The 25,860-nt window shown below is 59.0% G+C and carries 26 protein-coding genes; 14 read left to right on the forward strand and 12 right to left on the reverse strand.

What is annotated here, in order from left to right; all coding sequences use genetic code 11:
• A partial coding sequence (locus VJR29_08705; GenBank protein ID HKY63484.1) for a GFA family protein occupies positions 1 to 348 on the forward strand: 348 nt, incomplete at its 5' end.
• 6 nt (positions 349 to 354) lie between these two features.
• Here the strand turns inward: VJR29_08705 and VJR29_08710 are convergent.
• Complete coding sequence (locus VJR29_08710) at positions 355 to 783, reverse strand: hypothetical protein (GenBank protein ID HKY63485.1); 429 nt, start codon at positions 781 to 783, stop codon at positions 355 to 357.
• A gap of 139 nt (positions 784 to 922) precedes the next feature.
• Here VJR29_08710 and VJR29_08715 point away from each other — a divergent pair, with 139 nt between their 5' ends.
• Entirely contained in the window at positions 923 to 2,113 is a 1,191-nt protein-coding gene (locus VJR29_08715) for an SMP-30/gluconolactonase/LRE family protein (GenBank protein ID HKY63486.1), read from the forward strand.
• A gap of 2 nt (positions 2,114 to 2,115) precedes the next feature.
• On the opposite strand, the gene VJR29_08720 is transcribed toward VJR29_08715, so the two are convergent.
• The gene (locus tag VJR29_08720) at positions 2,116 to 2,775 is read right to left on the reverse strand and encodes a glutathione S-transferase family protein (protein HKY63487.1); all 660 of its coding nucleotides are present in this window, start codon (positions 2,773 to 2,775) and stop codon (positions 2,116 to 2,118) included.
• A 56-nt stretch (positions 2,776 to 2,831) separates the two neighbouring features.
• Between VJR29_08720 and VJR29_08725 the strand changes: the two genes are divergently transcribed.
• From VJR29_08725 to VJR29_08735, 3 genes are all read left to right on the forward strand, one after another.
• Entirely contained in the window at positions 2,832 to 3,206 is a 375-nt protein-coding gene (locus VJR29_08725; GenBank protein ID HKY63488.1) for a hypothetical protein, read from the forward strand.
• A gap of 74 nt (positions 3,207 to 3,280) precedes the next feature.
• Positions 3,281 to 4,198, forward strand: coding sequence for a hypothetical protein (locus VJR29_08730; protein ID HKY63489.1), 918 nt, complete (start codon positions 3,281 to 3,283; stop codon positions 4,196 to 4,198).
• 65 nt (positions 4,199 to 4,263) lie between these two features.
• Positions 4,264 to 4,704: a YciI family protein gene (locus VJR29_08735; protein HKY63490.1), complete on the forward strand. Its 441-nt coding sequence runs from the start codon at positions 4,264 to 4,266 to the stop codon at positions 4,702 to 4,704.
• Here VJR29_08735 and VJR29_08740 read toward each other — a convergent pair.
• A complete protein-coding gene (locus VJR29_08740; protein ID HKY63491.1) occupies positions 4,701 to 6,713 on the reverse strand; it encodes a hypothetical protein in 2,013 nt (670 codons plus the stop codon). The two genes, VJR29_08735 and VJR29_08740, sit on opposite strands and share 4 nt — an antisense overlap.
• Positions 6,714 to 6,787: 74 nt before the next feature.
• On the opposite strand from VJR29_08740, the gene VJR29_08745 reads away from it, so the two are divergent.
• Both VJR29_08745 and VJR29_08750 read left to right on the forward strand, forming a co-directional pair.
• Complete coding sequence (locus tag VJR29_08745) at positions 6,788 to 7,684, forward strand: hypothetical protein (protein HKY63492.1); 897 nt, start codon at positions 6,788 to 6,790, stop codon at positions 7,682 to 7,684.
• 64 nt (positions 7,685 to 7,748) lie between these two features.
• Positions 7,749 to 8,717: a hypothetical protein gene (locus VJR29_08750; protein ID HKY63493.1), complete on the forward strand. Its 969-nt coding sequence runs from the start codon at positions 7,749 to 7,751 to the stop codon at positions 8,715 to 8,717.
• Between the two features lie 205 nt (positions 8,718 to 8,922).
• Here VJR29_08750 and VJR29_08755 read toward each other — a convergent pair whose 3' ends face one another.
• Together VJR29_08755 and VJR29_08760 are read right to left on the reverse strand one after the other, a co-directional pair.
• On the reverse strand, positions 8,923 to 10,056 hold the full coding sequence (locus tag VJR29_08755) for a right-handed parallel beta-helix repeat-containing protein (GenBank protein HKY63494.1): 1,134 nt from the start codon (positions 10,054 to 10,056) through the stop codon (positions 8,923 to 8,925).
• Positions 10,057 to 10,292: 236 nt separating this feature from the next.
• Positions 10,293 to 11,525, reverse strand: a complete 1,233-nt coding sequence (locus VJR29_08760) for a right-handed parallel beta-helix repeat-containing protein (protein ID HKY63495.1) — start codon at positions 11,523 to 11,525, stop codon at positions 10,293 to 10,295.
• A gap of 525 nt (positions 11,526 to 12,050) precedes the next feature.
• Here VJR29_08760 and VJR29_08765 point away from each other — a divergent pair.
• Positions 12,051 to 12,803 (forward strand): response regulator transcription factor, encoded by a 753-nt coding sequence (locus VJR29_08765; GenBank protein ID HKY63496.1) that lies wholly within the window; start codon positions 12,051 to 12,053, stop codon positions 12,801 to 12,803.
• Here VJR29_08765 and VJR29_08770 read toward each other — a convergent pair.
• From VJR29_08770 to VJR29_08785, 4 genes are all read right to left on the reverse strand, one after another.
• The gene (locus VJR29_08770) at positions 12,779 to 13,219 is read right to left on the reverse strand and encodes a hypothetical protein (GenBank protein HKY63497.1); all 441 of its coding nucleotides are present in this window, start codon (positions 13,217 to 13,219) and stop codon (positions 12,779 to 12,781) included. The two genes, VJR29_08765 and VJR29_08770, sit on opposite strands and share 25 nt — an antisense overlap.
• 16 nt (positions 13,220 to 13,235) lie before the next feature.
• On the reverse strand, positions 13,236 to 13,685 hold the full coding sequence (locus VJR29_08775; protein ID HKY63498.1) for a hypothetical protein: 450 nt from the start codon (positions 13,683 to 13,685) through the stop codon (positions 13,236 to 13,238).
• A gap of 13 nt (positions 13,686 to 13,698) precedes the next feature.
• Positions 13,699 to 13,884, reverse strand: a complete 186-nt coding sequence (locus tag VJR29_08780; protein ID HKY63499.1) for a hypothetical protein — start codon at positions 13,882 to 13,884, stop codon at positions 13,699 to 13,701.
• A 74-nt stretch (positions 13,885 to 13,958) separates the two neighbouring features.
• Complete coding sequence (locus VJR29_08785) at positions 13,959 to 15,218, reverse strand: right-handed parallel beta-helix repeat-containing protein (GenBank protein HKY63500.1); 1,260 nt, start codon at positions 15,216 to 15,218, stop codon at positions 13,959 to 13,961.
• A gap of 330 nt (positions 15,219 to 15,548) precedes the next feature.
• Here VJR29_08785 and VJR29_08790 point away from each other — a divergent pair, with 330 nt between their 5' ends.
• The 3 genes from VJR29_08790 (at position 15,549) to VJR29_08800 (ending at position 19,256) form a co-directional block, all read left to right on the forward strand.
• Positions 15,549 to 16,655, forward strand: coding sequence for a response regulator transcription factor (locus VJR29_08790; protein HKY63501.1), 1,107 nt, complete (start codon positions 15,549 to 15,551; stop codon positions 16,653 to 16,655).
• Between the two features lie 27 nt (positions 16,656 to 16,682).
• Positions 16,683 to 17,789 carry a response regulator transcription factor gene (locus VJR29_08795; GenBank protein HKY63502.1) on the forward strand — a complete coding sequence of 369 codons (1,107 nt, stop codon included), beginning with the start codon at positions 16,683 to 16,685 and terminating at the stop codon, positions 17,787 to 17,789.
• Between the two features lie 123 nt (positions 17,790 to 17,912).
• Positions 17,913 to 19,256, forward strand: a complete 1,344-nt coding sequence (locus tag VJR29_08800) for a hypothetical protein (protein HKY63503.1) — start codon at positions 17,913 to 17,915, stop codon at positions 19,254 to 19,256.
• Here VJR29_08800 and VJR29_08805 read toward each other — a convergent pair.
• Entirely contained in the window at positions 19,216 to 20,964 is a 1,749-nt protein-coding gene (locus VJR29_08805; GenBank protein HKY63504.1) for a choice-of-anchor Q domain-containing protein, read from the reverse strand. The genes VJR29_08800 and VJR29_08805 overlap by 41 nt on opposite strands.
• Before the next feature lie 146 nt (positions 20,965 to 21,110).
• Between VJR29_08805 and VJR29_08810 the strand changes: the two genes are divergently transcribed.
• Both VJR29_08810 and VJR29_08815 read left to right on the forward strand, forming a co-directional pair.
• Positions 21,111 to 21,800 carry a hypothetical protein gene (locus VJR29_08810; GenBank protein HKY63505.1) on the forward strand — a complete coding sequence of 230 codons (690 nt, stop codon included), beginning with the start codon at positions 21,111 to 21,113 and terminating at the stop codon, positions 21,798 to 21,800.
• Positions 21,801 to 21,815: 15 nt separating this feature from the next.
• Positions 21,816 to 22,208: a rhodanese-like domain-containing protein gene (locus VJR29_08815; protein HKY63506.1), complete on the forward strand. Its 393-nt coding sequence runs from the start codon at positions 21,816 to 21,818 to the stop codon at positions 22,206 to 22,208.
• Between the two features lie 10 nt (positions 22,209 to 22,218).
• Here the strand turns inward: VJR29_08815 and VJR29_08820 are convergent, their stop codons facing one another.
• Complete coding sequence (locus VJR29_08820; GenBank protein ID HKY63507.1) at positions 22,219 to 23,550, reverse strand: Calx-beta domain-containing protein; 1,332 nt, start codon at positions 23,548 to 23,550, stop codon at positions 22,219 to 22,221.
• Between the two features lie 81 nt (positions 23,551 to 23,631).
• Between VJR29_08820 and VJR29_08825 the strand changes: the two genes are divergently transcribed.
• Positions 23,632 to 25,161: a tetratricopeptide repeat protein gene (locus VJR29_08825; GenBank protein ID HKY63508.1), complete on the forward strand. Its 1,530-nt coding sequence runs from the start codon at positions 23,632 to 23,634 to the stop codon at positions 25,159 to 25,161.
• A 13-nt stretch (positions 25,162 to 25,174) separates the two neighbouring features.
• Here VJR29_08825 and VJR29_08830 read toward each other — a convergent pair whose 3' ends face one another.
• Entirely contained in the window at positions 25,175 to 25,783 is a 609-nt protein-coding gene (locus tag VJR29_08830) for a glutathione S-transferase family protein (protein HKY63509.1), read from the reverse strand.
• Between the last annotated feature and the right edge of the window lie 77 nt (positions 25,784 to 25,860).

Raw genomic sequence — 25,860 nt, forward strand, 5'->3', positions numbered from 1 at the left:
ATGAAATACCGAGGCAGCTGTCACTGCGGAAAAATCGCTTACGAAGTCGAGGGCGAAATCGAAGGCGCCATCGCTTGCAATTGCTCGATCTGCTCGCGGAAGGGCTCCCTGCTCTGGTTCGTGCCGCGTGAGAAGATGAAGTTGCTCACGCCCGAGAATGACCTCGCCACTTACACCTTCAACCGGCACATCGTGAAGCACCGCTTTTGCCCGACCTGCGGGATGCACCCTTTCGGCGAAGGCGTCGACCCCAAGGGCCAGCCGATGGCGGCGATCAATATCCGTTGCCTCGAAGACTTCAACCTGGAGAGCGTCCCGGTGAAGCACTTCAACGGCCGGGACCTCTAAGCCAGCTCACTTCTTCAGCGAGCAGAACGCGGCGCTTTCCTGTTGCATCTTGTCGCCCTTGAACTCTTGCTTCTTGCCTTGGGCATTCACGCAATCGATTTCCTTCTTCTCTTCCTCGCAAAGGCAGCCGTTGCCGCTGGAGTAAGTGTAGCGCTGATCTCCCTTGATGACGCGGAGCACGAGGTCGCCCGATCCCCGAGCCGCGAAAACCAGATTCTTGTCGACCTCCGCGAATTTGCCCTGGCACTGGGTCTTGCCCTCCATCATCGAGCAAGAGAATCCATTGGCCGAAATCATCGAAGGCCCCGCCGATTGGGAAGCCGGAGCGGCGGCGGCTGGCGCTGGCGCCGGTGGCGTCTTGGCTTCCTCGGCCCGGATCGGAAAAGCCAAGGCCAAGCCGGCCAGGATAATAAAGAAAGGAATCGTTTTTTTCATGAGACCTCCAAGGTGAAGAGATTCGAAATTATACCCGCCGGCCCGAATCCATCCATTGAATTCAGCCGAGTCATTGCTAAGGTTCCGTTTCGAGTTTAGAATTATTATTCTTCATTTAGGGGTTAAACAGGGGGTTCTTATGGGGTATGGGCTTAAGCTCGCGCTTAGCGCGATTCTATTGGCTTTTTTCATTTACATTCCCAATGTCGAGGCTTCCGGAGGCGGCCATGATTTCCCGGAAAATGCCAGCTTTTCGACGCTGATCAAAATGCCGCTGACCATGCAGGGTCTGGCTTCGGGTCCCGACGGATATTTATATGCCGCCGGACGGAACACTCCGGCCGGCGTTCCTTGTCCGATTTGGCGGGTTGATCCCAACAATCCAACCTTGGTCGTCGTAGGCTTCGTGCCGGCGGCGAACTCGATGACCTCCTGCATCGTCATCGGATTGGCATTTAACCAAAACGGCGACCTTTTCGTCGGCGACACCGTCACCGGAAGGATTTACAGCTTCACGCCGGATGAGAGCAGCCCGCCGCTGGCGACCGAATTCGGCACGGCCGCCAACGGTCTCGCCAACATCGCCTTCGACCAAGACGGCAATCTATGGGCGACCGATGGCCCGTCAAACCAAGGCCGAGTATGGAAAATCCCGGCCGGTGGCGCGGGAGTGGTTCAATTTCGCATTCCACCGCTTCGCAACAGTCTCGGGATCGGGCGCGACACCAACCGCTTCCCGCTGGGAAACGCTCTAGGCTTGGGAGTTGCCACCGGCCTGGCCTTCAATGCCGATGGCGAGCTCTTCATCACCGATGTCAGCCGCGGGGTTATTTGGAAGGCGGAGTTTTATCGCGACGGCGGCCTGCGCTCCAAAATCGGATGCGACACGACTTATCCGGCGGACACTCTCTGTTTGGAGAATGCCTTCGTCCAACACCCGATCTTGAGCGGAGCCGGCGGCATCGCCATCGATCGCAAAGGGAACCTTTGGGTGACCTCAATCGACCGCAATTCGATGACCTGGATCAGCCGCGACGGCGAAGTCGCCGAGGTCTTCCGTAATCCGGTCAGCGAGACTACCGGCCGCCGAAACGAAGGCCCGCTGGAATTCCCGGCGGTCCCGGTCTTGATCGGCGGTTTGCTCTGCGTCAGCAATCTGGACTCCGACATTCAGGATAACTCGCCCAACTCGGGCGGCGACATCAGTCCCGCCGGTCCCGATCGCGGGAAAATCGCCTGCATGGATCAGGGGACTTTCACGCCGGGCCTGCCTTTGCCGGTCGGCTCGGACCGGGGCAACCATCACAAGCCCTGGTTGTGGCCACGCTAGCTTTATTTCTTCGCGGCGCCGGGGAAGCTCTTGAAGTAAGGCTCGGCCTCGCGCAGGACTCGGGCGTAGGAAGGCCGCTGCATCAGTCGCTTCAAATAGGCCGCGGCATGAGGGAAGTCCCCGGCCAAGGGCATCACCTGATTCACGTAGAACAAAGCCGGCGCCGCCGAGCAGTCGGCCAAGCTGAAGCTCTCCCCTATCGCCCAGGTCCGGCTTTCCATTTCCCGATCGATCCTTCGACAGGAGAGGCGAATCGTCTCCCGCGCCTGCTCGACTCCGTAAGGATCGTTCTTGCCGGCGGGACGCAAGTTATCGAGGACAACCTTCTGCATGGGCAGATGAAGGTAAAGGTCGAGCAGGCGGTCCTTGAGCCGAACATCGAGCAAGGCTTCGGGGCCGGCGGGCAGGAGTTGGGCTTTGCCCGGATAGTGCTGCTGCAAATACTCGATGATGATGGAGGACTCGAGAACGATGCGATCGTTCCCGTCGTCCCGGAGCACCGGGATCTTCCCGAAGGGTGAAATCTTGCGAAATTCCTGGGACTCGGCCGGGTCCATCAGATTGACCGTCTGGGCCGCAAAAGGCGTCTCGTTTTCATAAAGGGCGATCAGCACCTTGTGGCAGAAGGAAGAAAGCGGATGCAGGTGAAGGGTCAAAGCCATACATATCCTTTCAAATATTTGCTCTCTTTTAGCCCATTCTGCGCTATAAAGCAGCCATGCCTTCGATCGTTCTCGGATTTTTACTGAGTGTGCTTCTGCTCGGCGCCGGCTGCAGCCAAAAGGACCAAAACACCGCCACCGGCCCGGGCAAGGCGACCCAAGAAGACTACCTCGGCAATTGGAAGGTCACCAATCCCCAGCTCGGCACTTATTTCATGACGCTCAATGCCGACGGCTCCGGCAGCTCGACCCTCACCGGCGGCGAGCTCGGCCGCTGGCAGTGGAAAGCCGACCACATCGACCTCGAATGGACGCCGAAAAAGATGACCTTCTATTTCGACTCCGGCAGCAGCAAGCCGCAGGACCAACCTAGCCGGCAAGCCACCGATAAAAGCACCGCCGAAAAAATCGAAGACGTCCCGATGGATTAAGCCCCGCCGGCGCACAACTTTAGGCGCCGAGCGACGATTCCCCCCTTTGAGGGCCCGGCATTTGGGGCCCCTTCATGTCCGACCGCATCCCAGCCACCACCGATCTCGCCATGGCCTTGATCGATTACGTCTGCGCCCGGCGCGATTGCGAAGAAATTCTCGAAAGCCTCCACCTCGAAAAATACATCGACCGCCAGCTGGTCTTCGATCGGGGACAGCCCGGCGACGGAATCGTCACCCTGAAGGCCGACGACAAGGACGTTTTCGTGATGGAGGAGATGGGAAAGATCTCGAGCGTCGACGGCGAGAGCGAATACTCCTTTTGCGATCCGATCCCGGAAGCTTCTTGTAAGAACCAGGCCAAAACGATGATCGCCGCCCTCTTCGGCACGGAAGAGCTGAAACAGACTTCGCTGACGCCCAAGGAGGAGAAGGACGCCCAAGGCTTGCGCGCGGCCATGGGGCTGGGCTCGCCGGCGGTGCCGGCGACCGCCGCGGCCGCGGCCGAGGCGCCCAAGCTCCCGCCGCCTCCGGCCGGCGGAACCTTTATCTACGACCGCTGGAAAGGCTGGCGGCTGGGCGGCGAGCTGATCTTCAATCACTTCCAGGGACCTCGAGGCGGCGCCAAGGTCTGGCTCGGCTTTCGCCAGGACCGCTGGGATTTCCGGCTAAGCCTTCAGGGCGAGAGCGTCAAAAAAAATGAGAGCAGCGACGACTTCGGCCTCGGCCTGGTCTTGGAACCGGTCTTCCATCTGCGGGAGAGCCCGCTCATCTTCGATCCTTATATCCACCTGCCCAGCCTGGGAGTTTACCGGCTCTTCGCCGAGGAAGATTCGGGGATTTCCTTTTCGCCGCTGGGCGGCGGCATCCAACTCCACCTCCACGACGCCTGGGCCATCTATGCCGGCGCCCGCGGCCTGGCCAAGCTCAGCTTCGAGTCGAAGCCGGCGGTAGGTGTCGAAGTTCCCTTGGGATTTTCGGGAAAGTTTTAGCGAATCCATTGCGGCGAATTGTCGATTCGGGCAAATTGGGCCGTCGTCTGGCCAAAGGAGAGATTATGAAAGTCATGGTCATCGTGAAAGCCACCAAGAACAGCGAAGCCGGGGTCATGCCCAGCGAGGCTTTGCTGACCGAAATGGGCAAATTCAATGAAGAATTGGTCAAGGCCGGCATCATGCTGGCCGGCGAAGGCCTCCATCCCAGCGTGAAGGGCAAGCGGGTCCAGTTCCGCGGCAGCGAGCGCCGGATCGTCGACGGCCCCTTCGCCGAAACCAAGGAGCTGATCGCCGGCTTTTGGATCTGGCAGGTCAAGTCGATGGACGAAGCCCTCCAATGGGCCCGCCGCTGCCCCGATCCCATGCCCGGCGAGGAAGCCGAGCTCGAGATCCGGCCCGTCTTCGAAGCGAGCGACTTCGGCGAGGAGTTCACCCCCGAGCTGCAGGCTCAGGAAGAGCGGCTTCGACAGGAGATCGAGCGGCAGAGCAAGGCCAAGGGTTAATCGGCGGCTTGGGGCGGCCCGATCAGCGGCGTCTGGACCGGCTTGGCCAAGCCGAGGAAGACCACCATTTCATGGCCGCCGGGGTTTTGCTGGATCGGCACCAACTCCCAATTGTTGGTCAGCCAAACATTTCCCGAAGGATCGATTTCAACTCCGGTGTTGCGCACCAAGCCGTCGAAGCCGTAGCCGGCGGGCGGCGAGATCGGATCGCCGGTTTGCAATCCCGGCGGGCAAGTCTCGGGCCGGGCTCCGCAAACTTGGGAAAGCCGTTGGCCGGCGAAGTTGGCCACCCAAACATTGTCGTTGCCGTCGACCGCGATCCCCCAGGGCAATTGGAGGCCGCCGCCCTGGAAGGGCCCGCTGGCCTGGCCTTGGGCGTTGACGATCGAGACCGAGGCGTTGTCATTCTGGAAGCCCGGCTGGTTGGACTCGTCGACCGCGTCGAAGAGATCGCCGGTCGAGCCTTGGCAAGGCAGGTGGATGATGCCGGAATTGGAAACCCAAACGTTGCCGAGGCTGTCGGTGGCGACGCCCATCGGCCGCGAGATTCCGGAACCAGTCACCTGGTGGAGTAAATGACCCTCGACGTCGAAGGCCAGGACGCTGCTGTTATCGTTGCTGCTCACCCAAGCCCGGCCCTGAGTGTCGATCGCGATGTCGAAGGGGTTGACCAGCAAGGGATTGCCGCCGTCTTCGGGCGCGATCGCGAAAGCGGCATTGGGATCGCCGGCCGGAAACTGAGTCACACTGTTGCCGCCACAGTTCGCGATCCAGAGATTTCCCTCCACATCGGAAACCGTGCCCTGAGGCTGGCGTATCGTGTTGCCCGACCCCTGGAATCCGCCGTGGTCCTGGCCCGAATCGTTGCCTTGGCTGGTGGGCGAGAGCGGCGTGCCGTCGAGATCGAAGAGCGAAACCGTCTGCGAAAGCTCCAGATGATCGTAAGGGCAATCGGAGCCTTGAAAGCCGAAGTTGGCGGCCCATAGGCGGTCCAGCGGATCGAAAGTGATGCCGTAGCCGGCGCCGTAGAGCCCGCCGCCTTGGTAGGGCGCGCCTGGGAAGTCTTCGCCGGTCGGAGTGAGGCGCAGAATATGATCGTCGCCGCAAACCTCGCCGGTCGCTTCGGCGTGAAATTCGTAATTGTTGACGATCCAAGCGTTGCCGTCGGCATCGAAGGCGACGTTGCCGGGCCCATCCATCTCCTGGCCATTGCCGACGTAGCGCAACGCCAGAGTCCAGGCATCGAGCGCCGCGGCGGCGTCGAGGGCCGGCGCGAAAGCCGCCGAGGACTGCGCCAGCGCTTGCAGAGCGACGACGTTCTGCCCGGGGTAGCGAGCGACGTTATGGACGGCGCTGAGGGTTTCGGCGGGAGCGCCGCCTTGGGGCGGCGTCGCCAAGGTGAAAAGCGAATCGCAATTGGCTGGGGCGAGCACGCAGGCCGCCAACAGATTGGCCAGGGAGTTGAAGGTGGCCAGGGTTCTGGTCTCGCCGCCGTTGGGCGCCGCGGCCAGGAATGACGCGACCACCCCGCTTTCGACCGAGGCGAGGTTGCCGGCGATGGCCGCGGCGTTCTGCAAGCCCGGGCTGGAGCCGCCGAGGCCCTGGGGCCCCAGAAATTGATTCATCGCATAGGCCAGAGCGACGGTGGTCAATTCATTGACCATGATCTCCGCCGGCGCCGGCCCGGTCCCCAACACCGCGGCCAGCTTGATCGGCCGCTCCGGCCGGAGGTCGGCCTCGACGTAGAGGACCGCCTGCGGATCGGTCGGGGGATTGTAAAAGAGGCCGACGAAGCCTTGGTCGCTGGTGTCGGCCTGGCTGAGGATCAAGGGATCGCGGCCGCTGCGGGTGGAATAGAGCGTCACTTGAGCGGGACCCAGCGGGCCGTTGGCGCCGCGGACGTGGACGTTGAGCTGCCCGCTGAAGTCGCTGCCGCCGCTGCCGCAAGCGGCGACCGCAATCGTCAAGCCACCCAGGGTGAAAAACTTGCCAAGAAGAGGGAATCGCATTAGGGCTCCTTCGAATTTCTCGGCAAGATACGAGGCTTGGCGGGGCTTGCCAAATATTTAATTGAGCGCTTTTCATGAAAAGATCCTGCCTGATCTTACTCGCCTTCTGGCTGGTCTGTTTTGCCGGCTATTTCTTTTTGTTGAAGCCGTACATGGCTTGGCATCTCCAGCTACTGTTCGGTTTTTTTGCCTCGCTTTCGATCCTGGCCCTCGTCGGCAGCCTGCGGAACATCGTCACAACTTGGCGCAAGACCGCGGCGATCCGGCGGGCCCAGAGCGGACTCCCGCCGGAGGATGGGAAACTGGCGGCGGCGATCGGCCGGATCGAGCCCGACGGCGATCCGCTCCGGAGCCCGCTGAGCGGCCGGCCCTGCGTCGCCTACGATTACAAGATCTACCACGAAGATCCGATGGCCGCGCACCGGCCGGAACGGGACGACAATTTCTACGGCGGCCTGGCGATGTGCCCTTGCTCGATCCACACGCCTCAAGGGAAGTTTCGGCTGCTGGGCTTTCCGACGCTGGAGCATGTCCCACCGCAATTTCGTCCGACGACCAGCTCGCGGGAAAATTTCGCCAAGCATGCCGCCCAGGCTTTCTTCGAGGATGCGCGCAGCATGAAAGGAATCTGGGATCAGCTCTCGAAAGTTGAAGACATCCTGATCGACGATGACGGCTCGGTGCGCAAGGATTTGCGCTTGGGCGACGATCCGGGAAGCTGGCAAGGCGTCAAGTTCCGCGAGCAGCTGGTCGAGCCCGGCGAGGAAGTCGTGGTCTTGGGAAAATTTTCGGCCCTGCGCGGCGGCTTCATCAACGAAAGCGACCTCGGCGCGGTCAACGACCTTTATCCCGGAAAGCCCCGTGAAGTGGCGAAGCAGATTCGGGGCAACACGATCTTTCTCGTTCTTTTCTCCATTGCTTACTTTTCATTTTTCCACGGAATTCTGGCTTTGTTCGTGTATAAGTCATGATTTTCCTTGAAAAATCCCTAAAACAGGTGATTTTCATCGGGCCGAGATGGGCTATAGACGAGCGATGAATTGGCGAATGATTCTGGCCTTCTTTGGCCTCTTCACTTGGCCGGCGATGTCTTTTGGGCAATCTCCACCTTCAAAAGGCGAAGTTCGCGCCCAAGACGGCTTAATTTGCAGCGCCTATTTCTTCTCCGCCGGCCCGAGCCGCCATCTGATCCTCACGATGGGCGGAACCGGACTCTACTCCAACCTTCGGCTGCATGGTGAAATTCAATCCTTGCTCAAGACTCATCCCGTCTCTTACGTCATTTTCGACAAGCCCGGCATTCAGCCCAAGAAGGGCGGCAAACCCGGCGCCTACAAACTCGAGGACGAGCCGTCTTTCCTCAAGCACACCCAGGACACGCTGATGGACTGCGCCGCCGAAACACTTCGCTGGGGCCTACAACAGGGCGGCGGAACCGTCCAGGCCATCCATTTGCGGGGCCACTCCGAAGGATCCCAAATCGCCCTTCGGCTCTATGAGCGCCTCTTGAAAGAGAAAGACCCGCTCGCGGCCCAGGTTCAAAGCTTGTTATTGACCGGCCTCCCGATCGAGCCCTGGGATGAGATCGTGAGTCAGCAACTCCAGAACTATCCGGAAAAGCTCCGCAACGAAATCCAGACGGCCATGACCGAATGCGATTGGAAAGTGCTGAAAAAATGGGCCGGGGTTCCCTGCGGATATCTCCGAAAGCAAAGCGGAGCGCCCTCGAACGAAGCAACCTTGGAAGGCTTGAGATTGTTAAGCCCCAAAGTCCCTATCTACGTCTTCCATGGCTTGAACGACGCCCATGTCTCCGCCGGCGCCGTCAAGGCTTTCGAAAGGAAAAACGCCGCGCACCGTGAACGAAACGAGCCTTCGCTGGATTTCCGCGTGCTTTATTATGAAGGAGGCCACCGAAGCTCGGAATCGGTCCGAGGCAAGCTCAAGTCGGTGCTGCAAAATGCAATACCCCCCTTTGAAAAAGGGGGGGGAGGGGGGATTTAAGCCGTGGCAGGTGCTTGAACGTGGGTTGGGATTTGTGCCACCGCTTCAAATCCCCCCTTAATCCCCCCTTTTTCAAAGGGGGGGAATCGCAAAATCTTCGCCGCTTCTCTCCGAAAACCCGCATGGATTAAGGCGGCCCAACCAAAAAAGCCCCTGGAATCCGAGGATTCCAGGGGCCCCTGCGTATCGACGATACTATTCCCGGCTAGGGGCAGATCGTATCCAAGCTATTGCATTCGCCGTTGAGGGCGAAACCCGAGTATTTGTTCTTCTCGAAGTTGATGAACAGCGGCGTGCCATCGGTGAGCTCGTCGTAGTACCAAGTCCCGGTTTGCCCGGTTCCGAGCGTGTTGGTGATATTGTTCCGAATCACGTCGACGTCGGTCACCGCCGATAAGAACAGCCCGTAGGGGCCGGTCATATTGATCGTGTTCCGGCTGATCTCCCCGTTGTCGGGAATGACGCCGTCGCTGGAGACAAAGATACCGCCGGCGTTGCCCTCGAACAGGTTGTTGGCGACCAGGTAGTTTTTGACGATGGTGATGGTCATGGCGCCGCCGGAGCTGGTGGCCGGATCGGCCAGGCACTTATTATTCGAGACCGTGATATCGCTCGAATCATTGAGGTTGAAACAGAGGGAAGAGGCGGCGATAGCCCGGCGGTCGATCGTGGAATTGGTGACGCTGACATCCGACGAATCGAACACGGCGACGTTGGCGGAGAATCCGTCCGCGCTAAGCGTGACCGCCGCCTTGTCGAGGGTCACACCGTTCGCATTAAATGCGCTCATCAAACCCTGGCCGCCGTTGGCTTTGACCTGGCTGACCGCGACGTCGCTCGACTCAAAGATGTTGACTACCGTGAAGGCATCGTCCCTCAGCTCGAAGGAGCTTTTGGCGACGCTGACGCCGCTCGACGATGCGATGTTCACCCGATCGAAATTGCCGGTGAAGCTGAGTTGGGAAGCCGTGACACCTTGGGAGCTCGAGACATCCAAGGCCCGGTCCAAGAAATCTAGGGTTCCTTGGAAGGAAAGATCGTGCAAGGTGATATTGCTCCCGCCATATACCCCAACGCCCCCAAAGACCCCGTCAAAATCGGCACCCGATACCGAGACGTTCGAGGCGCTTTCCACCACTACTTGAGCGCAATTGTGCAAAGGGCCGTCAGCGGTGACATTGTAGTCGCTGCCTTGGACGACCAATGGAGACCCCATGAAATCCCATTCGGGAAGATGACAAGTTCCATCCAGATAGGTCCCGATGTTGATGAAATTGACGCCGTTTTCATCGAACGTGATCGTGACGGCGCAGGATTCGTCCGGATTCGCTTGAGTCATGACGAATTGCGCCCGCGCGGACAAGGTCCACGCCATCAAGACCATCGTGAAGATGGCTGAAATTATTGGAATTCTCTTACCCATAAAAATAACCCCCATCATGAGTGAACCGTGGATCAGAGAAATGTACTTCTTTTCACCCGGCTCGGAATCACCCAAAATGGGGAATTTTTAGGCATAAAAACGCCCCTGGAAACGATTTCCAGGGGCGCTGCGTCATCGACGATAATACCCGGCTAGGGGCAGATCGTCTCTAAACTATTGCATTCGCCGTTGATTTCGAAGCCCGAGTATTTGTTCTTTTCGAAGTTGATGATTAGTTGAATGACATTGGGAGGAATGCCGGCTTCGTCGTAGTAAAAAGCGCCCGTCCCGGTTCCACTCGCGTTCGTGAAATTGTTTCGAACAACGTCGATACCCGAAGCACCGGACAAGAATAGTCCGTAGGTGCCATTGACGTTGACCGTGTTCCGACTGATTTCCCCTTCGGAGTCCTCGCCGGTGGCCTGGTCGGTGATGAAGATGCCATTGTCACTACCGTCAAGCAGATTTTGGGTGATCAGGTAATCGGAGACTTGGGTGAAGACAATAGCGAAATCGGAGTTGTTCGCCGGATCGGACAAGCATTTGCTGTTCGCAATCGTGACACCGCTCGAGATATTCAGATTGACACACGAGGTGGATGCCACGGCCCGCCGGTCGATCGTGACCTGATTGACATTGATACCTGTCGAATCGAAAGCGAGGACGCTGGGAAAGAACGAGTCCGCGCCGAGCGTGATCGTGGATTGGCTCAGGCTCACGCCAGTCGCATTGCTCATGGTCATTCCGCCTCCGCCGCCGGTGACCGTGACCTGGCTGAGCGAAACATCGTTCGACTCAAAGATATTGATGCTGCTGAACGAAACCTGGCTCGAAACCTCGAAGGAGCTATTGCTTACGCTGACACCACTCGAGGACTGGATATTGGCCCGATCGAAGGTGCCCGCGAAGTGAAGATCCGAAGCCGTCACGCCCTGGCTGTTCTGGACGTCCAAGGAGCTGGGCTGGGCGCCCTCGGCGAGTTGGAAGGAGAGGTTACGCAGGGTGATATTGTTGCTGTTCGTGACCAACACGCCCCCGCCGGCTTCCTGGCAGTCGATGTCCGACACCGTGGTATTCGACGCGCCATCCATAAACACGCCGGAGCAGTTGTGCAAAGGACCGTCGGCCACGACATTGACGCCGCTCACGCCCAGCGCGAGCAGCGAGCCGCCCATCAAGTCCCACTCCGGAACATGGCAGACTCCGTCGGTGTAAGTGCCGATATTCACGAAGTTCACGCCGTTTTCATCGAACGTGATCGTGACGGCGCAGGATTCGTCCGGATTCGACTGGACGAGGATGACTTGCGCCCGCGCGGATAGTGTCCACGCCGTCAAGACCATCGCGAAGATGGCCGATAAAATTGTTGGATTTCGCTTACCCATAAAATAACCCCCTTCATGAGTGAGTCGTGGATTAAGTTTATTAACCTTGGATTCGAGAAAATGTACTTCTTTTGGTCCGGCCTGCCATCACCCAAACTGGGGAATTTTTAGACCTAGCCCAGGTTTTTCAATTGAAAGGGACTACCACAGCCCTTAAGATTTTTGACACCGGCGGGGGCTATGAAAAATTTAGATTTTCAGGAAAAAGCGACGGCAAAGATCTTACAAGCCGCCTACGAATCTTCCTCCTGGGAGGATTTCGGGGCTCAAGCCCTTCCTTTCTTTGACGAAATTTTCAATACCAGCATTTCCATTCTTTGCCGAACCGACGCATGTGGAACCATGATCGGCCACGGAGGAGCGGTGGAGATCCACCGCCAATGGGCCGAACGGTATTTTGATGGCGACCCCATGGTCCCCGTCTTTCAAAAAATGAATCCGGGCATCCTACACGCGTCGGAGCGCCCGGAATGGAAAGCCTTCCTGAAGGCTCCCGTGTATCGTGAGCTGGGACGACCCAACGGAATGCATGATTTCTTTAACCTCCAATTCAACAGGTCCCTTCACCAACCGGGCTCCATCAATCTCTTGTTGGCCCGGGGTCCCCAGCAGCCGAACTTTAGCCGCGAGGACCGGCTCCGGGCCGAAAGCCTGATGCCCCCGCTGCAAGCTTTGGGAAGATGGATCGATCGTTCGACAAGCTTAAGCGAGTCCTGCGCCACCCTGGAGGGAATCATGGACTCGGAAGGACGTCCCAAGATGGCTTTCGACGTCGGAGGCAAGCTGCTTTGCGCCTCGGGGAGCGCCGAGAAATTGGCTGGATTCCATGCCCGCGGCCGTTTTCGAATCGAGCCAAAGCTTCTCGCGGCCGTCCGGCGTTTTGGAGATTTGTCAAAGGGGCGAATCGGCGAAAGCCTCTCGCCTCAGGTCGCTTGCTTCGGAAAAAAAGGCCAACTGCTCCGCGCCACGCTTCGGCTGGCTAAAACCCGCTCCGGGAATCGATTCGTCTTGGCCGAGATCGAGCCGGCCGATTTATCGGATCAGCTTCCCCAGCTCGCGACATTGGCGCTTCGATTCGGCCTGACCAAGACCGAAACCGAGGTTCTTCGCCTGCTGGCGCAGGGGCTTTCCGACCAAGAGATCGCGCAACGGCTCTTCGTTTCCCGGGACACCGTTCACACCCATGCCGGACACTTGTTCGGCAAGTTGGGCGTTCGCTCCCGCCTCCAGGCGGCGCTCATGGCCCATGGCCATTACCTTAATTCACACACCAACTGAGTCCCGCGCTCGCGGCCAGAACCCACGGTCTCTGTGCAGAGGCCGACTTCATTCGGACCGCCGCTCCCCGTGGACTCATATTTGACCTGCATGTAGAAATCATATTTGTCCGGCCGGCTCTTGGTCAAAAGGGCCGCCTTTTCGCAAAAAGCGACCATGTCGTCTTCCGCGCGGCTATCGTCGTCACGGTCCGGCCGTACCTGGGGAAGCCTGACGGTCTTCTCCTGCCCATCCACCAGGCCGGTGACTTCGAAAGTATAGGTGTTCCCGTTGTTGGCGCAATTATCGTATTTCTTGGCAACCCGTGAGACTTGGCTAAAGACAACCTCGTCCTCGACGACGACGCCCCAGGCCTGAGGCGCTCCCAGGAAAGCTCCCGCAAGTGCCGCGATCGCGATAAACCTCTTGCCGAACATAACAAACCTCCGTTTTCTACCTCAATTCACACACCAACTGAGTCCCGCGCACTCGAGTCGAGCTCCCGGTCGAGGTGCAAAGGCCCTCATTGCTTGGACCGCCGCCGCCCTGGTTCTCGTACTTGATCTGAATGTAGAGATCATGCTTCTCCGGCAGGCTCTTGGTCAAAAGCGCGGCCTTTTCACAAAAGGCGGCCATGTCGGCCTCCGCTCGACTGGCGTCGTCGTCATCCGGCTTATTGGGCTCCACGTTGGGAAGGCTGATAATTTTCTCCACTCCATCGGCTTGGCCGGTGATTTCAAGAGTGTAGGTGTTCCCGTCGTTGGTGCAGTTGTTGTATTTTTTGGCAACCCGAGAGACTTGGGCCAAAACGACCTCGGCTTCCACCACCGCGCCCCAAGCCGGAACCCCTCCCAACAAAGCTCCGGTCAGCGCCGCGAGCGTCAAGACCCTCTTGCCAAACATAAAAATCTCCATTTTATCGCTTCCTTTCATCCAAAATGATCGACAATTCCTCGTCGTCGTCAGCCGGGGCTTCCTGAGCCGGTGCCTGGGGCCCGCTCACTTCTTCGCCCGCCGGGGCTGACGACTTCTGGCTGCAACTCGCCAGGCCAAGCCACAGCGCCAAGGCAAGCCCAACATATTTTGATAGGATGGCATTCATCCATTTTCTCCGTTTGAAAATGCCCCTGGAGCAAATTCCCCAGGGGCATTGTGTCTCGACAAACCATTCCCCGTTTAGGGACAGATCATTTCAAGGCTATTGCACTCTCCGTTGAATTCGAAGCCCGAGTATTTGTTTTTCTCGAAGTTGATGATCAGAGGAACGGTATTGGGAGGAATGCCGGCCTCGTCGTAGTAAAAGGCTCCGGTCCCGATCCCAGCGGAGTTCGTGAAATTGTTTCGAATCACGTCGACACCAGAAGCTCCGGACAAGAATATTCCGTAGGCGCCGTTGACGTTGACCGTGTTCCGGCTGATTTCCCCTTCGGAGTCCTCGCCGGTGGCCTGGTCGGTGATGAAGATGCCGCTGGCGCTGCCGTCGAGCAGATTCCGGGTGACCAGGTAATCGGAGACTTGGGTAAAGATGATAGCGTAATCCGAGCTGTTCGCCGGATCGGAAAGGCATTTATTGTTCGCGATGGTGACCTCACTCGAGCCATTCAGGTTGACGCAGTTGCTAGACGCGACGGCCCGCCGATCGATCGTGACCTGATTGATATTGATGCCGGTCGAATCGAAATCGAGGATGCTGGGGAATGTCGAGTCCGCGCCGGGCGTGATTCGCGCTTGGCTTAGACTCACGTCGGTCGAAGCGTTCATGGTAACACCACCCCCGCCGCCGTTGACCACCACCTTGCTGAACGAAACATCGCTCGACTCAAAGATGTTGATGTTGCTGAACGAAACATTGTTCGAAACCTCGAAGTAGCTTCGATCCACTTTCACGTCGCTCGAGGCTTGGACGTTTGCCCTATCGAAGCCTCCCTCGAAACTAAGCCCGGAGGCCGTCACGCCCTGGCTGTTCTGGACGTCCAAGGAGCTGGGCTGGGCGCCCTCGGCGAGTTGGAAAGAGAGGTTACGCAGGGTGATATTGTTGCTGTTCGTGACTAACACGCCCCCGCCGGCTTCCTGGCAGTCGATGTCCGACACCGTGACATTCGAGGCGCCATCCATAAACACGCCGGAGCAGTTTTGAAAAGGGCCGTCGGCCACGACATTGACGTCGCTCACACCCTGCACGAGCAGCGAGCCCCCCATCAAGTCCCACTCGGGAAGATGGCAGGCCGGCTTCGAGGGAAGCCCGCACCAGCTCTTCTTTTTGCCGACGTAGTGGCCGATATTTATCTGGTTCCAGTTTTCGTCAAAAGAGACGGCGCAGGAATCGTCTTGATTCGGCTGAATGATGATCACCTGGGCCTTGGACGAAGGTGCCCACGCCATGAGCATGGCCACCGCGATGCTGAGATAGATGCTTGATTTAATTGGTTTAATCATAAAATCCCCCGCTAGGAATTGGTGTTTTCTCAAAGGAAAATCTACTTTGTTTTGATCCGGTTGAAATCACCCAAACTGGGGAATTTTGGTGGCAAACGCATGGGTTTCTGGCCCTGCTCCGGGATTTTTCAATTGAAAAGTCCCGGCGGCAGCTTTTAAGATTTAGCTTCGATACTCCGGCTCCGGGGAAGGGAAGAAGTGGCAACCTAAGGATTCGTGGTCATCGGCGATTAGCACCTGGATTTTCTCTCACGAGCGCCTTCATCCTCGACAAATAGATTCTCTCACCCCCTGAGCGCGTCATTGGATTCCGGCTATCCAGGGGGGGCTATGCCTAGTTTGGACTTTCGCGAAAAAGCGACAGCGAGCATTTTACGAGCCGCTTACGAAGCTTCCACCTGGGAAGAATTCGGGGCGCAAGCCGTCACCTCCCTTGACCAGCTTTTCAACACCAGCCTCTCGATTCTTTTCCGATCCGACGAGCGGGGACCCGTGATCGCCAGCGCGGGAGCGATCGAGATCCACCTCCAATGGGCGGAAAAATATTTTCATTGCGATCCCATGATTCCGGCCATTTCCGCCAGGAACCAGGGACTCTTGCAAGCCTCCGACTGCCCGGAATGGCGGGCCTTCTTGAAAGCTCCCGTTTATGTTGATCTGGCAAAGTCCTGCGGAGTGCACGATTACTTCATGTTCCGCTTCAGCGAGGCCCAGCCTTACAAGTCGGGCTGCGTTCAACTCTTGTTGGCCCGCGGCCATCATCAGGCGAGCTTCAACCGCGAAGAGCGCCGCAGGGCCGAAAGCCTCCTGCCGCCGCTCCAAGCCTTGGGAAGATGGATCGATCGCTCCAGAATTTTAAGTGACTCCTGCTCCACCCTGGAGGGAGTCCTGGACTCGGAAGGGCGCCCCAAGATCGCTTTCGACATCGACGGCAAGCTGCTCTGCGCCTCGCGGACGGCCGAGAAGCTGGTTGGCCTTGAAACCCGCGGCCGTTTTCGGATCTCGGAAGAGCTCCGGGCGGCGGTGCGGCGCTTCGGAGATTTAGTGAAAGAGCGAAGTTCCGAAGCCCCCTCGCCTCAGGTCGCCCTTTATGGAAAAAACGCCCAGCCGATCCAAGTCACCCTCCGCCTGGCCAAAACCCGCTCCGGAAATCCCTTCGTCTTGGCCGAGGTGGAAAGGGCCGATTTACTGGCTCAAATCCCCCAGCTCGGAGAGGTCGCGCAGCGCTACGGCTTGACCAAGACCGAAACCGAGGTTCTCCGCCTGCTGGCGCAGGGACTTACCGACCAAGAGATCGCGCAACGGCTCTTCATTTCCCGCGACACCGTCCACACTCATGCCGGGCACCTGTTCGGCAAGTTGGGGGTGAATTCCCGCTTGCAGGCGGCGCTCGTGGCCCATGGCCTTCCTTTCAATCGGGAATACTTCTCAAACTGAGCAAAAAATTGGCATTTCTGAGGGGCTATGCAAAGTTTAGATTTTCGTGAAAAGGCGACGGCAAACATCTTACAAGCCGCCTACGAATCTTCCTCATGGGCAGAGTTCGGAGCCCAAGCCGTCTCCTCCCTTGACCGACTTTTCAACACCAGCCTCTCCATTCTTTTCCGGACCGACGAGCGGGGACCACTGATCGTCAGCGCGGGGGCGATCGAGATCCATCTCCAATGGGCCGAACGGTATTATCATTGCGACCCCATGATCTCCGCCAGTTCCGCCAGGAACCTGAGGCTTCTCCAAGCGTCCGACTGCCCGGAATGGAAGGCCTTCTTAAAAGCTCCGGTGTATCATGAGCTGGGACGACCTAATGGAGTGCATGATTACTTCATTTTCCGATTCAGCGAGGCCCAGCCTTATAAAATAGGCTGTGTTCAGCTGTTGTTGGCCCGCGGTCACCATCAGCCGAGCTTTAACGCCGAGGAGCGGAAAATGGCGGAGAGCCTATTGCCACCGCTGCAAGCTTTGGGAAGATGGATCGACCATTCGACAATCTTAAAGGAATCCTGCTCCACCCTGGAGGGAGTCCTGGACACGGAAACACGCCCCAAGATGGCTTTCGACATCGAAGGCAAGCTGCTTTGCGCCTCGCAGAGCGCCGAGAAGCTGGTGGGTCTCCAAACCCGCGGCCGTTTTAAGGTCTCGGAAGAGCTCCGGGCGGCGGTGCGTAAATTTGGCGATTTGGCGAAAGGGCGAACTTGCGAAGCTCCCTCGTCCCACGTCGCTCTCTTCGGGAAAAAAGCCGAGCCGATTCAAGTTATCCTTCGCCTGGCCAAAACCCGCTCCGGAAATCCTTTCGTCTTGGCCGAGCTCGAACGAGCCAATTTACCTGTCCATATGCCGCAGCTTGCCGAAGTCGCTCGGCGCTACGGCTTGACCAAGACCGAAACCGAGGTTCTCCGCCTGCTGGCGGAGGGACTTACCGACCAAGAGATCGCGCAACGGCTCTTTGTTTCCCGGGACACCGTCCACACTCATGCCGGGCACCTGTTCGGCAAGTTGGGGGTGAATTCCCGCTTGCAGGCGGCACTCGTGGCCCACGGTCTTCCTTTCAATAGAGAATACTTCTCAAACTGAGCACTTTTCCCATTTCGGCGCGCTTTCCAGCACCGGCACTCGATAAAATCATAAGTATTTACATATACTTATTATTTAGGTCCTTGGGCACGACAATTGCTCCTCCTAGATAAAGGAGGCTTTATGTTCCCAATGTTCTCATTGTTCAGTTTTTTGGTGGGCCGATGGAGCTTCAGTCCGACGATTTTCAAGGGCGCCGATGAAAAGGCTCCGGCCAAGCGGCTCGAAACCCGGGAATGGAAATCCCTCGCCAGCGACCTGAAGCGCTTGGAAGGAAATTCGAAGGCCGAGCTCACGGGCACTCAGAAGATCTCTTGCAAGGATCCCCAGGCCGCCGACTACCTCAACGGTTTGGCCAACCGGGCGGAATTGCTCTACGGCAAGGACGACCCCGCCTTCGTGCAGGAGTACCGCGATTATCTCGAGCTGAACGCGGGCAGCCTCGGCGCCGGCGACCAAGCCTCCGACCTCGCGAGCTTGCAGGGTCAGATCCGGTCGCCCGAGGACTATCGGGCCAAGGGCTTCCTCAACTTGCCGAAGAGACCGGAGAACGCCCTCGGCGGCAGCCAGTTCATGGAAAAAGTTTTGGGCGTCGACTTGAAGGAGTTCGAAAAGAATCCGCGCCAGCTGGGCAAGCTCTCGAAGATCGAAAGGGAGAACGCCATCCTCGAGCAGATCGAGCTCGGCAATGTCCCCGAGTTCTTGCGGCGTCCCAAGGCCGTGACGATCAAGGGACCCGACGGCGGCGAGGTGAAGACCTACGTCATGCCCGACTACATCGCGATCGGCTCCAACGAAGATTTCGTCCGAGTGCCGCTGTCGCCGATCCTCGCCCAGGCGCTGGCCCGCAAATACGATTGGTGCCTGCCCACCAAGACCATCGTCGAGGAAACCTATGCCCAGGCCGGGAAGCGCGTCGTCGGCCCTTCTTACAGCCATCCCGAGGAGTTCCAAGCCAACTCGGCCTACCTCGACTCGGCCGGCTTTTACCTGCGGAGCGACTTGGACATCAAGGCCCAGCTGAAGGGCGTGGCGTTGGGCACCTTGGTGGCCGGCGGGAAAAAAGAGCTGGTGGTCTCGCCCCAGGTCGCGGTGCGCTACGCCGGCGGCAAGGCCGGCGAGGCGATCGACTTCTATGGTTTATATGGCGCCGACGAAATCCCGATCCAGCGGACGCCCGGTCACGGAAGGGAAGCCGGCTACCGCCACACCGAGTACGCCTTGGGCGTGCGCTTCGTCAGCCCGGTGCTGGTGGTCACGAAGAAATCCGGCGAAAAGGTCGTGATGCGGATGGACAAGGCCTTGCAAGATCCGGAGATCGCCAAGATCTTCAGCCGGGTCGAGCGGACCGAAGACCAGAAGAAGTTCCGCTCGCCGGCCCTCGACGGGCCCTTCGATCCGACGACGGCTTACCGCCAAGGCCCGGTCAAAGGCCAGGCGATGCCGAAGGACGCTTCTTCCACCTAAAGAACAGGCCGAGCACCGACGCCAAGAGCAGCCAAGCGCCGGCCCTGAAGTCCGGCTTGGCTTGAGCCTGCAAGGCGCAGCCGGTTCCATTGAGCAGGAAGTCCTGCTGCGTTTCGATGATGCAGAGCGCGCTGCAACCGTCGCTGTCCAAGTTATTGCCGTCGTCGCATTCCTCATCGCCGTTGACCGAACCGTCGCCGCAGGCCACTTCGACCGCGCCGGCGTCGCAGGCCAGGCCTTGCGGACGAGCAATGCCGCGCTGATCCTGGGCCGGCGGCGGGCAGTCGATGCCGGCGTCGACCGCTTGGCTGCCGACCAAGAGATCCTGAGTTTGGGTGGGACCGCCATTGTCGGCCAAGGCGCCGAGGGCCGGGTCGGCGTCGGGCCGATCGCCCTGGCCGCTAAGGTTGCAGGTCGCATCGTCGCTGACATTGCCGCCCAAGGAGGTCCCCTCGCCCGCGCAATTGCCGGAGCCGTTGTCGGCGATGATCGAATTGCGGAAATTCACGAAGGCCGCCGGCCCGCCGTTGAAGATGCCGCCGCCTTCCGCCGCTTGGTTATCGGCGATCGTCAGGTGGAGCAGGTTGACGGTCGGGGGGCTGAAGCCGAACTTGATGCCGGGTTGGGGCGTCGGAGGCGGGCCGATGAAAATTCCCCCGCCCTGCCCGCCGGCGCTGTTGCCGCTGATCGTGACATTGGTGAAGGAAACCTCGTTTTGGCTCGGCTCCACGCCGCCGCCATTGCCTTGAGCGGTGTTGCCGCTGATGGTGGAGTTGGTGATGGTGGCGGTGCTGGTGGTGACGATGCCGCCGCCGTCCTCGATCGTCGAATTCCCGCTGATCGTGCTGTTGTTGATGGTCACATGATTGAAGGCCAGGATGCCGCCGCCGTCATGGCCGAGGTCCTCGAAGTCGGTGGCCTCATTGTTGCGGATCGTCGAATCGTTGATCGTCAATTCCGAGAGGTTGACGATGCCGCCGCCGCGGCCGGCCCGATTCCCCTCGACGATGCAGCGGTTGACCTGAAGGTTCTCGCCATTGCCGAAGAACAGACCGCCGCCGCCGTTGCCGCCCTGAGCTTCATTGTCGCTGATGGTCGAATCATTGATGGTCAATGTGCCCAGGAACATCGAGAGGCCGCCGCCATCGACGATCGAGACGTTCTGGGTGATCAGGAGATCGTTGAGGACGAAGGCCGAGTCGGTCGATCCGCTGGCCAAGATGCCGCCGCCGGTGTTGAAGAAGATTCCCAATTGGGCGTTGCCATGGCGAACGGTCAGGGAATTGAGCGTGATCGCCACCCCCAATTGGCCCGGATCCAAATCGAAGACCCGGTCCAGGTTGTCGCCGTCGACGATGGTCACGGCTCGGCCGTTGCCGGTGAGGACCAGGTCATCGTTGATATCCAAGTCGCCGGTCTCGGCGCCGTCTTCGTCGATGCCGCCCAAGGTGAGGAGGTAAACGCACTCGGCGCTTCCGCAATCGGCGAAGACGATGCTGTCGGGCCCGCCGTTGAAGTTGGCTTCTTGGATCGCTTCGCGCAGGCTGCAGTTGCCCGAGCCGTCGTCGCAGACCCCATCGGGCGTCCCATCGGAAATATCGGCGGTGGTGTTGACGACGTATTCGACGGCCCCGGCCGGGGCGGCGGACAAAAGGCTCCAAGAGGCAAGCAGGGCGAGGCTGCCAAGCAAGTAGGCGAGACGGCGCATGGATCATCTCCTAGATATTCGGTTTTTGGGGGTCCGCGGCCGGATCATAAGGGGCAAGGCCATATTTCGCCAATGGTTTCTTGCGGATGAATCCTTGACCCTCCCGGGCGACGGTGGGACCATCATGAATCGCCAAAGGAGGACTTATGAAAACTCCCCTTTTCCTGCTCATCTTTCTGGGAACCCTGGGAATTTCCACCGCCTACAGCGAAACCGTCGACGTCAACCTCGGCCAGGGCAAGATCACGGCCCGCAAGGCGACGGTCGAGCATGGCGATTTCCTCAATATTTGCAGCCAGGACAACAATCCCCATCAGCCCTACAGCCTGGGCCCTTCGAATAAATTCGGCAGCTCCAAGGCCAAGGAGAAGGACATCCTGGCCAAGGGGAATTGCCGGCTGGTCGAGATGAAGAACAAGAGCCATGAGGTCACCGATGTCCGAATCCAGGATCGCTTCATGCCGGAAGCCGCGCTGACCCTGAAGGTTCGGCCGATGCCGCGGGTGGCGAAAAAAAGCGACGAGGCGCCGAGGAGCTCCGAGCCGGCCAAGGCATCTTCCACCGATCCGAATAAGCCGGTCTTCGTGGAGCCGATGCAAGGGAAGCAGCGCCTAGCCTACTGCTACGCGCCGGAGGAAGGCTGTGGTTCCAAGGCGGCCGAGGCCTGGTGCCAAGGCAAAGGCTACAAAGGCGCGCAGAAATGGGAGATGGAGCCGAAGGATCAAGGCAAGGCGCGGTCGGCGCGGTATATCGGCAGTGATATGACTTGCAAGCCACGGGCTTGCGACACCTTCTTGTCGATCACTTGCCGAACCGGGCCGCCGACGTTTTTCTAAAGGCGTAGAGCCGTTATGAAACAGAGCTTGGCGAAAATCCTTCTTTTCCTTGCGGTGGTTTTTCTCGTCGATCAACCCAGAGCCGAAGCCGCGGAGACGATTTCCCCTAAAAAGCTGGCCCAAATGCTTCAAGAAGGCGAGCAACTGCAATTGCTGGACGTCCGGGAGTTGTCGGAAATCCAACGGGCGGGCTTTCCGGGCGCCCGCCACATCCCCATGGGTCAACTGGAAGCCCGCATCGCCGAGCTAAATCCCGACCAAACCACGGTTGTCATCTGCCATTATGGCAACCGCAGCTCCGTTGCGGCGGAGCAGCTAAAGAAGAAGGGATTCAAGAACGTGATGAACTTGAAGGGCGGCATTGACGCTTATTCGCGCGAGGTGGACCCGGGGATTCCACGGTATTAAAAATCTGAATTTACGCCGCCTTCGAAGCGCTTCGCCATCGTAAGGCCGCCAGTAGAATCAAGCCCAAAGCCAAGAACGAAATTCCGGCCGGTTGCCGGGCGCCGGGCGCCAGCCGGCATCCGCCGTCGCCCTCGATCTCCTCGGCCTCGATGGTGAGGACCGCGGTGTCGGGGTCGCCCAGCTCGGCGTCATCGGTCGGATCGCTGAGCGTGAGGTTGACGGTTTTGTCGGTCGCATCCAGGCCATTCTGGAGGATGGGAATGTCGACCGATTGGCTGGTTTGGCCCTCGGCGAAGACCAGGGTCTCGGAAACGGCGGTGTAGTCGGTGCCGGCGACCGCGGTTCCATCGGAAGTGTCGAATTGCACCGTGACCTCGCCATTGGTTCCGCCGGCGCGGACCACTTCGACGGTCGCGCTTCCCTCGGTTTCATCGACCGAGAAGTTGGCGACGCTGAATTGCAGCTCACCGGCCGGGAAGAAGACCATATCCAAGGGCTGGTCCAAGCCGCCGCTGCCGGCAGTGACGAAGGCGTCGATGAAAGCGCCGGTGGTCCCGTTGTAGCGGAGGATTTCATCGGTATCGATGCTGGCGACGTAGAGATTGCCGTCGGAGCGGAACAGCATGCCGAAGGGGGCCGACAATCCGCCGGAGCCGGCGGGGACAAAGGCATCGATGAAGGCGCCGGTGGTCCCGTTGTAGCGGAGGATTTCATTGGTATCGAGGCTGGACACGTAGAGGTTGCCGTCGGGCCCGAAGAGTACCGCGACCGGGCAGCTCAAGCCGCCGGAGTCGGGGGCGACGAAGACGTCGATGAGCTGGCCGGTGGCGCCATCGAACCTTCGCACCGCGTTTTCGTTGCAACCGCTGACGTAGATATTTCCGGCGGCATCGAAATCCAACCCCTCGGGGCCGTTAACCCCGGTCAAGAAGGGCGCGCCGGTCCCATCGGGGGCAATTTTGAAGACTTGGTCGTCGCTGAAATCGCAGGCATAGATATTTCCGTCCGGTCCCAGGACCACGCAATCGCCGGAGGGTCCGGCCGGGCCGAAGGTGGCGAGGAAGTCGCCGTTTCCGCCGTTGTATTCCAGGATTTGGTCCAAATCCAAGTCGAGGACCAAGAGGTTTCCATTCGGGTGGAAGTCGATTCCATCGGGCCGCGCCAAGCCGCCGCTGCCGGTGGCTATGAATTCTTCGATAAACTCGCCGGTCCGGCCATCATACCGCAGCACATTCCCCGAGCTTTGCGCGGTCACCAAGAGGTCGCTGGCCTCCAGCGGCGGAGCGAAAGCGAGAAAACAGAAAAGGGCCAAGGTTAAAAGCCAGGATCGCTGGGTTTTCATGGGTACCTCCCGAGGGCTCAAAATTGGCCGATTTTAAAGTAGGAATGGGAGGAGCACAAATAATAAAATGGACCATTCCTTATGCGCCTATCGGATCTTAAATTAGCCAAGCCATCCCTGCGGCATATTGCGAAGCCCTGGGGCCTGACCACCTCCCTCACCGGATTCTTCGGCGATTTTTTCAAGCCCTGGATTTCGATACCTCCGCTGCTGCTTGTGATCTCCTTGGTCGGTTTCGCGGTGGCCCTCGTCTTGTTCCGAAAAAAAGCGGCGGTCGAGGGATTAGAGCCAACCTACAACTCGAAGTTGGGCGGCGTGCTCAGCTATTTCGCGCTCTCGATCTTCGGCTGGACGGTCTTGACCTTCGTCTTTTACGCGACGCCGAAAGAAGGCGTGACCGCCAGCTTGGTTCCCCAGATCGCCGAGCTGCAACGAAGCGTCCTGAAGATCGGCGAGGACGTCGGGGAAGTCAAAACGTCGGTCGGGCGGATCGAGGAAAAGGTCGACCAGTTGCTCAAGGGCGGAACCCTGGTTTCGGATCCGAAGACGCCGGAAGAATTTTACGCCAACGCCCGCCTTTACGAGGTGAAGGGAAACACCGGCGAGGCGATCAAGTCCTACGAGCAATTTTTACAAATGGCGCCGGATTACATCGACGCCCATCTGGCCTATCAAACCCTGATGAACAACACCCAAGGCCTCGAAGCGACGCGGGCCCGTTACGTCGAGCTGAAAGCCAAGTATCCGGACAATGCCGTCGTGGCGCTGGCGACCATTCGGACCTTGCCCGAAAGGAGTGAGAGGCTGGCGCAGCTGCAGGCGCTGGCCGCCAAGCATCCCAACGTCGGGCCGATCGGCTACGAGCTCGCCCAGGAATACCTGCGGCCGGGACCCGGCAACATCACCATCGAGGAAATGAAAGAAGCCAAGGCAGCCTTCGAGCGCTTCGCCAAAGCCGATGAGAAGGGCGGCGTGAAGCCATTTTATATCGACAAGAAGGATTTGGACGCGGTTTATCGCAAGAAAGCGGAGTACGATAAGATGGTGACTGCCTTCTACGGCTCAATGGTCGATCGGCCGGTCGAAATGAAGGTGACGCTCCTGACCCATGGCTTGGTGGACGTGACGATCAGCCCCCGCGAAATGGGCGTGAAGAAGATCTACTATTCGATCGACGATCCCAATCCCACGATCGACACCGGCCCGAGCCAGGTTCCCGATCCGATGACCCAGGAGATGACTCCGAACATCCAGGTCAGCGGAAAGCTCCCGCTGGGCAAGCACGTGCTATACGCCAAATACGTGGATGCCAAGGGCAAGGAGAGCCCGGTCTTCCAACATGCCTTCGAGGTCACGCCGATCTCGGCTTTTGTCGATGCGATGCCGGGGACTTTGGGAAGCACCGCGAAGAACTATTCGGTTTCCTTCCAAAGCAATGATGGGAAGGACTATGAGTTTTTCTACGGCGTGGACCAAGCGGCGCCCGACAAACCGGCTAGTGGCGGGCATGTGGCGCTGGAGGGGCTGCCGGCGGGCGGGCATGAGTTGTTTTATTACGGCGTTAGCGGGGGACAGAAGACCGAGGTTTATCGGGTCAAGCTTTCGCAGTGAGATGAGTCTCCATTCACCCGGCGTCGTTGAGCAGATTGGCAAGGGCCGGACGTTGATTGCAGCGCTTCAGCCATTCCTGGATGTGAGTGAAGGGCTTCAAGTCGAATTGCATCAGGCCCAGCCAGCTCAGGAAGCCATGGAGGTGAGTGTCGGCGAGGCTGTAGTCTTCCAAGAGGAAGGATTGATTCGCCAAGGCTTCGTCGAGAATCTTCAGGCGGGCGGCGACGTCGGTCCTCGCTTTTTCGGCCGCGGCGGCGCCCGCCGTGCCTTGCGGCAAGGCATAGGCCAAGCGGCTGGCCGCTTCACCGAGCGTGACATTGCCCCAAACGATCCACTTCATCGCCTCGCCGCGCTTCGGTCCCGGTTCGGGGTAAAGCTTGGCATCGACCCCGAACACTTCGCCGAGATACATCGCAATGGCCGCCGACTCCCAAATCGGCGTTCCGTCGTGAACGATCAGGGGGACGACTCCATTGGGATTGAGCTTGAGGAATTCCGGCTTGTGAGTGTCGCCGGCTTTGAGGTCCAATTTCACCCGCTCGCAGGGAACGCCGAGCTCGGCGAGGATAGCAGTGGTGAGGGTGGCGGTGGACATGGGGGCATAGTAAAAGGTGAGAGCCATGGTTATACTCCTTGGCGGAATTTTGTTTCATGCCGGCCAGTATACAACCTCGATCTTAATTCCCGAAGGATCGAGGA

This window comes from bacterium (assembly GCA_035281585.1).
Taxonomy (GTDB): domain Bacteria; phylum UBA10199; class UBA10199; order DSSB01; family DSSB01; genus DATEDP01.

Coding starts and splice junctions, on each gene's coding strand:
- VJR29_08740 (HKY63491.1), bottom strand. CDS start 6,713: ATGCGATTCCCTCTTCTTGGCAAGTTTTTCACCCTGGGTGGCTTGACG.
- VJR29_08810 (HKY63505.1), top strand. CDS start 21,111: ATGAAAACTCCCCTTTTCCTGCTCATCTTTCTGGGAACCCTGGGAATT.
- VJR29_08820 (HKY63507.1), bottom strand. CDS start 23,550: ATGAAAACCCAGCGATCCTGGCTTTTAACCTTGGCCCTTTTCTGTTTT.
- VJR29_08790 (HKY63501.1), top strand. CDS start 15,549: ATGCCTAGTTTGGACTTTCGCGAAAAAGCGACAGCGAGCATTTTACGA.
- VJR29_08775 (HKY63498.1), bottom strand. CDS start 13,685: ATGTTTGGCAAGAGGGTCTTGACGCTCGCGGCGCTGACCGGAGCTTTG.
- VJR29_08745 (HKY63492.1), top strand. CDS start 6,788: ATGAAAAGATCCTGCCTGATCTTACTCGCCTTCTGGCTGGTCTGTTTT.
- VJR29_08730 (HKY63489.1), top strand. CDS start 3,281: ATGTCCGACCGCATCCCAGCCACCACCGATCTCGCCATGGCCTTGATC.
- VJR29_08770 (HKY63497.1), bottom strand. CDS start 13,219: ATGTTCGGCAAGAGGTTTATCGCGATCGCGGCACTTGCGGGAGCTTTC.
- VJR29_08735 (HKY63490.1), top strand. CDS start 4,264: ATGAAAGTCATGGTCATCGTGAAAGCCACCAAGAACAGCGAAGCCGGG.
- VJR29_08750 (HKY63493.1), top strand. CDS start 7,749: ATGAATTGGCGAATGATTCTGGCCTTCTTTGGCCTCTTCACTTGGCCG.
- VJR29_08725 (HKY63488.1), top strand. CDS start 2,832: ATGCCTTCGATCGTTCTCGGATTTTTACTGAGTGTGCTTCTGCTCGGC.
- VJR29_08830 (HKY63509.1), bottom strand. CDS start 25,783: ATGGCTCTCACCTTTTACTATGCCCCCATGTCCACCGCCACCCTCACC.
- VJR29_08710 (HKY63485.1), bottom strand. CDS start 783: ATGAAAAAAACGATTCCTTTCTTTATTATCCTGGCCGGCTTGGCCTTG.
- VJR29_08800 (HKY63503.1), top strand. CDS start 17,913: ATGTTCCCAATGTTCTCATTGTTCAGTTTTTTGGTGGGCCGATGGAGC.
- VJR29_08755 (HKY63494.1), bottom strand. CDS start 10,056: ATGACTCAAGCGAATCCGGACGAATCCTGCGCCGTCACGATCACGTTC.
- VJR29_08720 (HKY63487.1), bottom strand. CDS start 2,775: ATGGCTTTGACCCTTCACCTGCATCCGCTTTCTTCCTTCTGCCACAAG.
- VJR29_08785 (HKY63500.1), bottom strand. CDS start 15,218: ATGATTAAACCAATTAAATCAAGCATCTATCTCAGCATCGCGGTGGCC.
- VJR29_08780 (HKY63499.1), bottom strand. CDS start 13,884: ATGAATGCCATCCTATCAAAATATGTTGGGCTTGCCTTGGCGCTGTGG.
- VJR29_08795 (HKY63502.1), top strand. CDS start 16,683: ATGCAAAGTTTAGATTTTCGTGAAAAGGCGACGGCAAACATCTTACAA.
- VJR29_08765 (HKY63496.1), top strand. CDS start 12,051: ATGCATGATTTCTTTAACCTCCAATTCAACAGGTCCCTTCACCAACCG.
- VJR29_08805 (HKY63504.1), bottom strand. CDS start 20,964: ATGCGCCGTCTCGCCTACTTGCTTGGCAGCCTCGCCCTGCTTGCCTCT.
- VJR29_08715 (HKY63486.1), top strand. CDS start 923: ATGGGGTATGGGCTTAAGCTCGCGCTTAGCGCGATTCTATTGGCTTTT.
- VJR29_08815 (HKY63506.1), top strand. CDS start 21,816: ATGAAACAGAGCTTGGCGAAAATCCTTCTTTTCCTTGCGGTGGTTTTT.
- VJR29_08760 (HKY63495.1), bottom strand. CDS start 11,525: ATGGGTAAGCGAAATCCAACAATTTTATCGGCCATCTTCGCGATGGTC.
- VJR29_08825 (HKY63508.1), top strand. CDS start 23,632: ATGCGCCTATCGGATCTTAAATTAGCCAAGCCATCCCTGCGGCATATT.